This is a genomic window from Anaerococcus sp. AGMB09787 (assembly GCF_022808955.1).
Taxonomy (GTDB): Bacteria; Bacillota; Clostridia; order Tissierellales; family Peptoniphilaceae; genus Anaerococcus.
This window is the reverse complement of record NZ_JAKZEY010000052.1, coordinates 58638-69659: the sequence shown is the minus strand read 5'-3', so window position 1 is coordinate 69659 and position 11022 is coordinate 58638. Positions and strand designations below refer to the sequence as shown.

16 protein-coding genes and 1 pseudogene are annotated in these 11022 nt (G+C 31.0%); 11 read left to right on the top strand and 6 right to left on the bottom strand.

Going from position 1 to position 11022, the window contains the following annotated elements:
* The 5 genes and pseudogenes from MUN42_RS09320 to tnpA form a co-directional block, all read left to right on the top strand.
* On the top strand, positions 1-304 hold a 304-nt coding region (locus MUN42_RS09320; protein ID WP_243344580.1), incomplete at its 5' end, for an SH3 domain-containing protein.
* A 76-nt stretch (positions 305-380) separates the two neighbouring features.
* On the top strand, positions 381-575 hold the full coding sequence (locus tag MUN42_RS09315; RefSeq protein WP_243344579.1) for a type II toxin-antitoxin system HicA family toxin: 195 nt from the start codon (positions 381-383) through the stop codon (positions 573-575).
* 32 nt (positions 576-607) lie between these two features.
* On the top strand, positions 608-1045 hold the full coding sequence (locus tag MUN42_RS09310; protein WP_243344578.1) for a type II toxin-antitoxin system HicB family antitoxin: 438 nt from the start codon (positions 608-610) through the stop codon (positions 1043-1045).
* 127 nt (positions 1046-1172) lie between these two features.
* Positions 1173-1553: a hypothetical protein gene (locus MUN42_RS09305; protein WP_243344577.1), complete on the top strand. Its 381-nt coding sequence runs from the start codon at positions 1173-1175 to the stop codon at positions 1551-1553.
* Positions 1554-1780: 227 nt separating this feature from the next.
* A pseudogene (gene tnpA, locus MUN42_RS09300) lies at positions 1781-2251 on the top strand (IS200/IS605 family transposase).
* Between the two features lie 682 nt (positions 2252-2933).
* Here the strand turns inward: tnpA and MUN42_RS09295 are convergent.
* The 6 genes from MUN42_RS09295 to MUN42_RS09270 form a co-directional block, all read right to left on the bottom strand.
* Positions 2934-3254, bottom strand: a complete 321-nt coding sequence (locus MUN42_RS09295; RefSeq protein ID WP_243344576.1) for a hypothetical protein — start codon at positions 3252-3254, stop codon at positions 2934-2936.
* Positions 3255-3319: 65 nt separating this feature from the next.
* Complete coding sequence (locus MUN42_RS09290) at positions 3320-3637, bottom strand: hypothetical protein (protein ID WP_243344575.1); 318 nt, start codon at positions 3635-3637, stop codon at positions 3320-3322.
* Between the two features lie 32 nt (positions 3638-3669).
* Positions 3670-4080: a hypothetical protein gene (locus tag MUN42_RS09285; protein ID WP_243344574.1), complete on the bottom strand. Its 411-nt coding sequence runs from the start codon at positions 4078-4080 to the stop codon at positions 3670-3672.
* Between the two features lie 160 nt (positions 4081-4240).
* Complete coding sequence (locus MUN42_RS09280) at positions 4241-4420, bottom strand: hypothetical protein (RefSeq protein WP_243344572.1); 180 nt, start codon at positions 4418-4420, stop codon at positions 4241-4243.
* Positions 4410-4550 carry a hypothetical protein gene (locus tag MUN42_RS09275; RefSeq protein WP_243344570.1) on the bottom strand — a complete coding sequence of 47 codons (141 nt, stop codon included), beginning with the start codon at positions 4548-4550 and terminating at the stop codon, positions 4410-4412. Before MUN42_RS09275 ends, MUN42_RS09280 begins: the two co-directional genes overlap by 11 nt.
* 141 nt (positions 4551-4691) lie before the next feature.
* Positions 4692-4847, bottom strand: coding sequence for a hypothetical protein (locus MUN42_RS09270; protein WP_243344568.1), 156 nt, complete (start codon positions 4845-4847; stop codon positions 4692-4694).
* 1318 nt (positions 4848-6165) lie between these two features.
* On the opposite strand from MUN42_RS09270, the gene MUN42_RS09265 reads away from it, so the two are divergent.
* From MUN42_RS09265 to MUN42_RS09240, 6 genes are all read left to right on the top strand, one after another.
* Positions 6166-6807: a radical SAM protein gene (locus MUN42_RS09265; protein ID WP_243344567.1), complete on the top strand. Its 642-nt coding sequence runs from the start codon at positions 6166-6168 to the stop codon at positions 6805-6807.
* An 83-nt stretch (positions 6808-6890) separates the two neighbouring features.
* Positions 6891-7379, top strand: a complete 489-nt coding sequence (locus tag MUN42_RS09260; protein WP_243344566.1) for a hypothetical protein — start codon at positions 6891-6893, stop codon at positions 7377-7379.
* Between the two features lie 27 nt (positions 7380-7406).
* Positions 7407-8984: an ABC transporter ATP-binding protein gene (locus MUN42_RS09255; RefSeq protein ID WP_243344565.1), complete on the top strand. Its 1578-nt coding sequence runs from the start codon at positions 7407-7409 to the stop codon at positions 8982-8984.
* 240 nt (positions 8985-9224) lie between these two features.
* The gene (gene lacA, locus MUN42_RS09250; RefSeq protein ID WP_243344564.1) at positions 9225-9677 is read left to right on the top strand and encodes a galactose-6-phosphate isomerase subunit LacA; all 453 of its coding nucleotides are present in this window, start codon (positions 9225-9227) and stop codon (positions 9675-9677) included.
* Positions 9678-9686: 9 nt separating this feature from the next.
* Positions 9687-10217 (top strand): galactose-6-phosphate isomerase subunit LacB, encoded by a 531-nt coding sequence (lacB, locus tag MUN42_RS09245; protein ID WP_243344563.1) that lies wholly within the window; start codon positions 9687-9689, stop codon positions 10215-10217.
* Between the two features lie 18 nt (positions 10218-10235).
* Positions 10236-10985 (top strand): DeoR/GlpR family DNA-binding transcription regulator, encoded by a 750-nt coding sequence (locus MUN42_RS09240; RefSeq protein WP_243344562.1) that lies wholly within the window; start codon positions 10236-10238, stop codon positions 10983-10985.
* Positions 10986-11022 lie beyond the last annotated feature (37 nt).

The following is an 11022-nucleotide window of genomic DNA, read 5'->3' as shown; positions in this document are numbered from 1 at the left end:
TAGACCTAGATATGGTGGAAATAAAAATAAGATAAATAAACCTAAAGCAAGCGAAAGTAAGGCTAAGAAGATAAAAAATGAAAATTGGCACGGTATAACTCAAGCTGTATGTAATGTAAGGACTGCTCCTTCTACTGACGCAGCTATTGTAGCCCAATATAGACCACAACAAAGGATTAATTATGACCAAGTATGGGAAGGTGATGGCTATAGGTGGATTTCTTATATCTCTTATAGTGGAGCAAGGAGATATGTGGCTTATAGGTCTTTGGCTAACCCTAGTGACCAATGGATTGTTTTTTAGGAAGTAAATATGTTTTAAAACCTCTTGACTTTATACGCACTAGTACGTATAATAATGATGTAAGGAGGTAATCATTATGCCAATGACGTCTAAGCAAATGATTAAGTTCCTTGAAAAAAATGGCTTTACCTATGTACCATCGGGAGATGGTTCTCATAGAAAGTACAAGAATTTCAAGAACGGTAGGGTAACAATTGTTCCATACCATGGCAGTAAAGATTTGCCAAAGGGTACGGAGCAAAAAATCCTAAAACAAGCGGGGCTAAAATAGCCCCTCCTTACTAAAATTAAAGGAGTGTTTTTATGTTTGTATCTTATCCAGCTGTATTTTTAAAAGATATAGAAAGTAATACCTATACAATTCTATTCCCAGATTTACCAGGCTGTATATCCTGTGGTGATGGTGTTAAAAATGCCATATACATGGCTAGTGATGCCTTGGGAACTTTTTTATTCGATGATTATTCTAAATTAGAGGATTTCCCAAAGTCTTCTTTATTAGAAGAAATTGATATAAAAGACAGTATAGATGAGGGTGAAGAAGAGTATTTTTCTTTAGAGGGAAGTTTTAAGTCTTATGTTGGTCTTGATATAACAGACTATGTAAAAAAACACGAAAACAGAACAGTCAAGAAGAATGTAACTATACCGTCTTATCTTAACGAGATGGGTATAAGTAGTAAAATTAACTTCTCTAAGCTTTTAACAGAAGCTTTGGAAAGAGAATTTGATATAGATTAATAGAATGAATCACAAGCGATTATAATTTGATAGTCGCTTTTTTGGTGTCTAACTTTTGACCAATGTTTGGCTTATAACTAACTTTTAGTTAGTATTTGGCTTATAAGTAATTTATAAAGGAGTTAATATGTTAATGGATGTAATTCATAATATAATTTTGATAGTAATTACTCTAGCACTTGTTGGCTTAGTAAAATATGTAGTTGATGAAGTAAGAGAATATGTAGAGGCTAATGTAGAAAATGAAAGAGTTAAAAATGGAATCAATAAGGCTTTGGATATAGTAACCCTTGCTGTAAATACAACCAACCAAACTTTTGTTAAAGAACTTAAAGACGCAGGTAGCTTTGGTAGTCAAGAAGCTGAGGAAGCTTATAACGCTACAAAAGTTGCTGTACTTGAGATGTTAGATGAAGAAACAAAGAAAATTTTGGAACAAGAATTTGCTAATACAGACAAGTTTTTGAATCAAGCGATTGAGAGTAAAGTGTGGGAAAGTAAGAAGTAGGGTATAATATAATTGATTCCACAATGTATGTTTTTGTAAAATGACCTAGGCTTTGGCTTAGGTCTTTTTTTTAATTCACTTAAGTGAGTTGAGCGAACGAAAGAGAGCGAAACAAAAAACCACCTGCTATGCAGGTGGAGGAAATTAGCTTTAGCTTCAAGCACCAAGAAAGCCTCCTTAAAGTATAATTGTGATAATCACATGCACAATTAAAAAAGGAGACATTCATGGATAAAAATACTTTATAACATACAAGCTGGAGATGCAAATACCATATAGTATTTGCACCAAAATACAGAAGGCAATTAATATACAGACAACTACGAAAAGATATAGGAAGTATACTTAGAGAATTATGTTCAAGGAAAGGAATAAACATAATAGAAGCGGAATTATGTCCAGACCATGTCCATATGTTGGTAGAGATACCACCGAAATACTCAGTATCAGAAATAATGGGATACTTAAAAGGAAAAAGCTCATTAATAATCTTTGATAGACATGCCAACTTGAAATACAAATACGGAAACAGACATTTTTGGTGCAGAGGATACTACGTAGACACAGTAGGAAGAAATGAAAAGAAAATAAAAGAATATATACAAAATCAATTAAAAGAAGATTATTACACAGATCAAATAAGTATAAAAGAATACTATGACCCGTTTACGGGTGAGTCAGTAAACAAAAACAAATAAAAAAACTGCTTTAGCAGTAGTTGGGATAGTGGTGCATGTGAAAAAATATTCGACAGCCCCAACAGGGGCGTGCCGGTATTTGCGCCTTATAGGCGCTGTGCAAACTACCAGCTTAGCTGGTAGTTTTGATTGTGTGTGTCTCCAACCTTTGGTTGGTGGCTTGTGAGTGTCTCTAACCATAAGTTAGTGTTTATTAATATATCTAACCGATAGTTAGTTCGCTTCTAATTATAATTATAGTTTGATTGGCTTATGAATATAAGTAAGTGAGGTTTAGTCGTATCATAACTACATACAAACAATATTTACATAACTTTTAGTAAAATTACAAAAAATACCTCTTCATAATTTGGCGTATAAGGGTTTTTATTTTTGTTTTAATATAAATATATGGCTGGTTTTTGGTCTAGTGTGGGGCTTTTTATGGGCTTGTGGTTATTTTATTAACAAGTGGGTTTTCTGGTTGGTTGGTGGGGATAACTGACGGATTGTTAGTTGGCTTGTGGATAAGTCGGCGATTAAGGGTTCACTTATATCTTAGATTGGTGGGTTTGGTTAAGATTGGTTAAAAGTAAATCGGATTGGTTTGGTATTATAGTCGTTTATTGATACGTGTTTACAGGGTAAGATTATATAAAAAAAAGAGGGGAATGTGTCCCCTCGTGGTTGGCTTGTGGTTTACTTATTTTTCAATTGTTAATTCAATATAACTTCCACCGTCTAGGATCCGCTCGATGAATCCTTCACGAACTACTTTGGCGTTTGGGTTATTTGGTATACGATCGGAACACTCTTGATAGTCATAAACTTCAAAATTTGTTGAAAAAATATCGTCAGGGTTAGGTAAGTTATTATAAGGATCATAGCCCTCATAAATATCTATATTTCCGTACTTGTCTACTATAGCGTGACAATCAAGACCATCTTTTACATAACTTAAAATTTCGTTTTGTGCTTTTTTGTTGGCTTGTAGTAATTTTGCAAATGTTGTAGTTTTTTTCATTTTTATCTCCTTTAAATTTTTTTGTTTTGGCTTGTGGTACAAGGGGGAGGTTCGTTTCCCCTTGTTTAATAAGCTTCTTCTTCTGTATACATGTATTTTATTTCATCAAAGCTGAAAACTGTTTGGGCTTCTGACGCTTCTTGTATTTCCTCGTTGGTGTCGTCAAATAGCCATACATTGAATTTGTCTTGCCAACAATTCATATATTCAGGAATTATCATTATATATTCGTTTGGTTTGGATCGTTTATCCTCGTGGTCTATATAATATATTTCGTAATCGTTTAAAGTGCCTTCTTTTTGTACATAGTCGCCTTCAAATGTTATTATACTATTTAGTCCTTTTCTTAATTCTGATATATCTTCAAATGTGTATTTTTTCATTGTTTTATTACCTCGCTTGTTTTGTTGTTTTATTATTTGGCTTTAATATCCTTGTGGTACATATCTAATGTGTCAAGGATTATTTTTTTAACGTTTGTATTGTTAATAGGTAGGATGTAATCAAAGTATATAACAGTTTTATTAGCAACCTTTTTTGTGGTTGGATTGTAATAGTGGAATGAACGGTGTAGGTTATCAGTGTAGCAAGTGTCTAGACTTATATAATTGTTTATTATTTCTTTAGTATATCCGTTTTTATACCATAAATAAGGTAAACTATTTTTGTCTTTAATATCTGTATATACTAGTGTAAGTTCGATGATTAATTGCCCTTGATCTTCTTTGTATGGCTCGATGTTTATAATGTACCTATTGCCTACTTGGTTTATATTCTTAATTTCTTTTATATCTTTTAATATTCTTTTTAATTCGTTTAATTTCATTTTTTATAATCTCCTTTAAAAATTTGATTTTAAAGTATTTTGCTGGTACTATATAGATATAGCTATAGAGGTACGTAAAAAGACCTTATAGTTTATAAAGTGCAGTCCAAAGTACTTTATATTGTTTGAGTGTAAGAGTTGCCGCTCTTGCACTCTTTTTTTAATTTTCTGATAAATATTTTTTTAACACCTCGATGATTTCATCGCTTGATTTGCCTTCTTCTTTAAGTTCAAATATTTTGATTAATATTTCTTTTTTAATCTCACTTTTTGCTAATTTTTCAATCAGTTCGTTAGCGTTCATTTCTTGTAATTCCTCCATCAATTTATTATAATCCATTTTGTACCCCTTTTTCCTCGCTGAAAAATTCTTGATATTGCTTATCTATACCACGGCGAACAATTTGCGAGTAATTTAAATAACTTTTTTCGCTTATTTTATCAAGCTTTTTCTTTTCTTTTTCTGTCAACCTTACTTGTAATCGTGTTATTTTTTGGCTATCTATAATTTACCTCCTTGAATTTTCTTGCTTATGTGGTAGATTAATTTTATACAGTGGTGTAAAAGACAAGCAAGAATCTTTTACACCTTTTTGGTTTTTTAGAGGTGGTTAATCCTCTATGGTTTGCTGTAATTCTTTAATGATTTCTTTTACTTCTTTTATTTTTTCTTCTTCATCTTGTTTTGATATGGCATTTTCTAAATTTTTAATAAGTTGCCTCAAAAACCCATTGAATTGCTTGTCAGTCATTCCCATTTGTTCCATGTTTTCTCCTCTCTCTTGCTTATACTCAAGATATGTTTTTCTTATCTTGTGATTACATTATACTACATTGTACACATAGATGTCAAGCCTTAATTTTATTTTCCTTTATGTATAATAAATTACTATATATCAATGCTTTTACACTTATTATCCTTTTCCTGCTCAAAAATAATTTAAAAAATTAATTAAAAATTTTATTTATTTTTTATTGGCTCGCACAAAAAAAGCTCTTATATATAGTAGGGATTAAAGTTTATATACTTTTTGGCTCATAAGTAAAAGATATTAGGTATCGGGCTTATAGGTAAAGGATACAGGGTATCACCTCATAAGGTATATATATAAGCCCTTATATATGGTAGGGTTATAGCCTTATCGTCTTTATAGTCTTTATGGTCTTATATAAAGCCTATCGCTTTATAGGGGGGTACTTATAGCCTGTATAGTATAGTCTTATAGTCTTTATACTCTTATGCTTTTATCGTCTTCTATAGGGTGTATATAGGGTATATGAGGGTATAGGGGTTAGGGTAGATATATGTAGGGTATAGGGGTACTAGGGTATAGGGCAAGAGTATGTATAAGGGTATAGGGGTGTAGGTATGTAGTATATAAAAGATATGTGTATACATAAAGTTATATATAGGTTATACAGTATAAGGATCCTAGGTGGTAGGGTGTATGGCTGTAGGGGCTTAACCTGTTGATGTGGTGCATGTATGAGGATATAAAGATATAAGTATATAGATATAAGTATATAAAAGATACCACGACCACGAGAGCATGAGAGCAAAGACAAGAGGCAAGGGGGTTGGTGGTTTGGTGGATAAGTGTATGCCGTTGTTATAGTAATATATAAGTATAAAGTATATTAATATATAATCGTATATTTGTATATCTATATAAATATATATTATATTAATATTATTTTAATTAATTTTATTTTTTTATTTTTTTTTTAAAATTTTTTATTTTTTTTTATTTTTTTTTTGATCACCCTGTAAAATCCTTAAAAATAAATATTTATAATTATGCATATACCAGTATAAAAATAAAATACCCCCGCCCCCTTTGCAATTCTCACAAACGTTGATATATGAACGGGTTCGGGGACCTTTTCCAATTGCGTGAAAAATTGAGGTCATTTCGGAATTAACGATCCCCTTGATTTCAATATTTATATTCTTACATATTAAATCTATTTCTGTTTGTACCCGTCACAAATCCGTCACAAAAACTATAATATTTTATGATATTTTGTGATAACAGAATTTCTTAAATTATTTAAAAATACTGGTTTTTCAACATTTTATAATTGATGTATAGAAATATGACTACATTGTTTTTTGATGGAAGGAAGATTATATATAATTCTTATAATAGGGGGATTATCCAGTTAGATGAGAATATAAATAATATTGATGAATTGGAAAATACTAAATATGCTGATTATCTATATAAAAAAAGATTTTTAGTAAACGAAAAAGATGATGAAATAAAATTCCTAGTCAATAATATTAATGAAACTATGAATAAAAAATCTTATCAACTTGATATTACAATAATATTAACAAATACATGTAATTTTAGATGCGTGTATTGTTATCAAGATAAAAAAGATACTTTTCTAAGTAGAGATGAAAGTAAGTTAATAATAAATAATATAGAGAAGCTTATAAATGATGGTATTAAGATAATAAATGTACATTATTTTGGTGGGGAACCAGCCCTGAATTTAGGTGAATTATATTATTTACACAAAAATTTTCTAGATCTATCTCAAAAATATAATATTACATATCATAGTCATATAACAACTAATGGATCATTATTAAATAAAAAATTACTCAATAATATTAATTTTGATAAAATACAATTAACTTTTGATGGCGATAAAGAAATCCATGAAAAGTTTAAAGTATCTAATAACTTTGGATATGAGGATCTTTTTAAAAAATAAATCTAATACTAAAGGAATCTGATAGTTTTGTTAGAATTAGATTTAATATATCTAAAGAAAATAAGCTATATTTTGAAAAAGTATTGAAAAACATATTGGAAGTATACCATAAAGATTTAAAAAGACTCAATTTTTATTTCAGCCCATTGAGAAATTTGACAAATACTAATTCTTTTACTGAGCTTAGTCCTGAAGAATTCAGTGATATTGATTGGGATTTAAGAAAAATTTTGACTGAATACGGAATTAAATTAAGTTTCCCTAAAAGATTAAAAACTCCTTGTAAATTTCCCTATAAATTAGCGATATGTACTGGTCCTAGTTTAAAATCATATTATTGCACATCTTCTTTTGACGAAAATGATGATTTCGAAAAATTAATTAGTAAATTTAATAAAATTAATAGAAGTTTACATTTGACTAGGGAATGTATTAATTGTGAAATTTTGCCTTTGTGTTTAAATGCATGTAGGTATTTAGAAAAAAATCAAAGAGGATGTCCTACAGAAAAATTTAAAATAAATCAAATGGTAATATACTTTTTAGAAAATAGAGAAAAATGGATATATTAATTTTGACATTAACAAAAAGGAGTGAATATGAAACAAAAATTATTAACTTTTAAAAAGCAATATCTTTTAGGGATATTTGGTATTGTTTTAGCTACTGTATTTTCTATTTTAGCTAGTTTATTAACTTCTAGAGTTATTGATAATATTTCTAATGATATAAGTAAGTTAAATTATGCTACTTTTATTTTGCTAGCAGCAGTTGTTGTTATTTCTGGACTTTTTAATGCAGTTTTGAAGCAATATTATCCTGTGGGCCTAGGTTGTGATGCTGCAATAGAGGTACAAGAGATTATAACTAAGGATTTACTTAATTCTAGTCAAAAAGTTTATAATGATCGCGAAAAGGGTTATTATATGAATTTGTTGACATCGTCAGCTTTTACATATGGAGACTTGTATACTCAATTTCTGGTTATCTTTATAGGAAATTTGATTTCTGCTATTATACTAGTTGGTGTAGCAATGTATGTGAATATTTATTTTGGGATTGCCTTTTTGCTTTTTATTCCTTTATGTTGGCTAATTACTAGAAAACCTGCCGAAAAGATATCCGATTATCAAAGAAAAGGTCTTGAGACCCAAGATAAGTTTTTAAATCAAACTAAGAAGATTGTCGAGATAAAAAGAGAGATAAATATAGCTAAGGCTGATAATTATTTTTTTGAAAAGTTTAGGGAAAGTATATATTCTTATCTTAATTTTATTAAAAGCTTAAGATTTTATGAAACTTTATCAACCAATGCTCCACAAATATTTACTGCCTTTTTTCAAGTAATTTTATTGGCAGTTTCTGTTAATTTAATTAAGAATGGATCGATAACTATAGGAACGGTTATTATGGTCTATCAACTTTCATCAGTTCTTAAAGAGCCTGTCTATGATTGTGTAGAAGTTTTGACTTATAGGCAAATGCAAAAACCTCATATAGAAAGAATTGAAGATTTTGATGAGCTTTCTAAGGCTAAGTCAGGTTTTGAAGATAATTATATAGAAAATGCTGATAAGGCTGTTATTTTAAAAAATGTAAGCTTATATACAAGCGATAAAAGAGAGAGGAAACTTTTTGATATTGATAGCTTAGAGATAGATAAGGGAAATTTTGTAGTTATAAAGGGAGATAATGGTAGCGGTAAGAGTTTATTAGTAAATTATTTAACTGGATTTTCTGAAAGTAAGAGTGCAGATGGATCTTTTAAAATAGATGCAAAATTTAGGGATGTGGCCTACCAAACATATCCTTTAATTGTAGTAAATGGGGATTTATCTGAAAATATGTTTGGTGAAAAGATGGATGAAAGTCTCCTAGATATTTTAAATATCAATTTTAAAGATAAGCAAATAATAGAAAATCCTATAAACTTAAGTTTTGGAGAGCAACAAAAGATTAATTTACTTAGGGTTTTGTCAAAGGATAAGGATGTTTTGATCTTAGATGAGCCTTATAGTAATCTAGATAGGTTTACTCAAGATAGGCTAAATGAGTATTTAAAATCGATTAAAGGAAATAAAACTATCCTTGCTATAATGCATTCGGATGATCTAGATGAAATTGCTGATAAGATAATTAGAATTAAGGGAGGAAAAATTATTTTCGATAAAATTTAATAGTTAGTCAAGTAATATTATAAGTCAGGCTAATAGTTTAGTTAAGATTAATTTAACTGCTATAAGCTTGGCTTTTTGTGTGTAAATTAATAAGATAGTGGGTAAACTTTAATAAAAGGATAGATTTTTATTAAGATATTTAAAGCACTGAAAATGCTTGACATTTAAGAAAAATTATACTACTATGAAATTAGTAAACAAAACAAGAAATAAATGAACAATTATAAACAAGGAGGACTTATGAAAGTTTATATTTCTTCAGATATGGATGGTCTTAGTTTAAAGGACGCCTTAATAGAGGAATTGGAAAGATTGGATTATGATTATGAGGATTTGACAGAGGAGGATTTTGACTTTGTCGATTCTTCTAAGGCTGTTTGTGAGAAGCTTTTGGAAGTGGACGGAGTTTTGACTACAGGATCTGATGATGCAAGTGTAGGTGTCGTTATTGATAAATATGGTGCAGGAAGCTATATGGCTTGTAGCAAACATAAGGGAATGGTTGCAGCTGAAGTAACTGAGGAGAGAAGCGCCCTTATGACTAAGAGACACAACGGAGCCAGGATTTTGGTTATGGGTAGTGGAATTGTTGGTGAAGAGCTTGCTAAGTCTTGTCTTAGAAGTTTCCTAAGTCATGGCTATGATGGAGGCCGTCACCAAATCAGAATAGATATGCTTAATAAGATGATGTAGGAGGTAGGAATGAAGATAGCATTAGGATGTGACCATATAGTTACAAGTTTAAAGATGGAAGTTAGCGATCATTTAAAATCTAGGGGTTTTGAAGTTGTAGATGTAGGAACTTATGACAATACTAGAACCCACTACCCTATTTTTGGAAAGTTGGTGGGAGAGCTTGTGGCAAGTGGAGAGTGCGACCTAGGAGTTGTTCTTTGCGGTACAGGCGTTGGAATTTCTACAGCTGTAAATAAGGCTTTTGGTACAAGGTGTGCCTTGGTAAGGGACTGCGCTACTGCTCGTTATGCAAAGAGCGATCTCAATGCCAATGTTATAGCCTTTGGTGGTATGATTGTAGGAAGGGACTTGGCCTTTGAGATTATAGATAATTTTATTGATACAGAATATGAAGCAAGTCCTGAGAAGGAAAAGATGATTGAGAAACTTATGGCTATAGAAGAATCCTACAAGGACGATAGGGACTCTCAAGTTCAAAATAGGGAATTCTTTAATGAGTTCTTGGAAAAATGGGACCGAGGAGAATACCACGATTAAGCATCATAGGAAGTAAAGATGTTAAGAGAAAAGCGTCATGAACTTATATTAGACTGGATAGAAGATTATGGCTTTATCCAGGTTAGCAAGTTGAAGGACCTCCTTGGTGTTACTGATATGACAGTAAGGAGGGACCTCCAGGAACTTGAGGATAAGAATCTTTTGGTCAGGGTCCACGGGGGAGCCAAGTCCCTTAATAAAACCCTAGGCCGTGAGTTTTCTAATGATGAGAAGATGCTAAAGAATAAGGATAAGAAGGAGTATATAGCTCAAATTATTGCCAGTAACATCAATGAGGATGAGATTGTATTTTTGGGGGCAGGAACTACTATTGAGTATGTCAGCGAATATCTTGCCAACAAAAAATGTACTATCTATACCAACTCCCTCTATCTCTTTAAGAAGCTTAATAAGATCAAGGGTATCAAGTTGTATTTGATAGGTGGAGAGTTTAGGGAAATTACTGGGGCCTTTGTAGGAAGTCTAGCTATAGACTTTGCCAAGGATGTATCCTTTACCAAGGCCTTTATAGGGGTCAATGGGATTGACCAAGGCAGAGCCTATACCTATAGCGTAGATGAGGGCCTCCTCCAGGCTAGGATCTTGGATAATGCCCAAAAATCATATATAATAGCTGACTCATCTAAGATCGGCCGCAAGGATTTTTATTCTTTTTATAATATAGAAGCTTGCACAGTAATATCGGATAAGGACATATCAGACAAGAATGCTGACCTTATTAGGAAATTTGCCAGACTAATTAACTAGCGAAATTTATAAAAATATTATATAATAATGGTAGTTA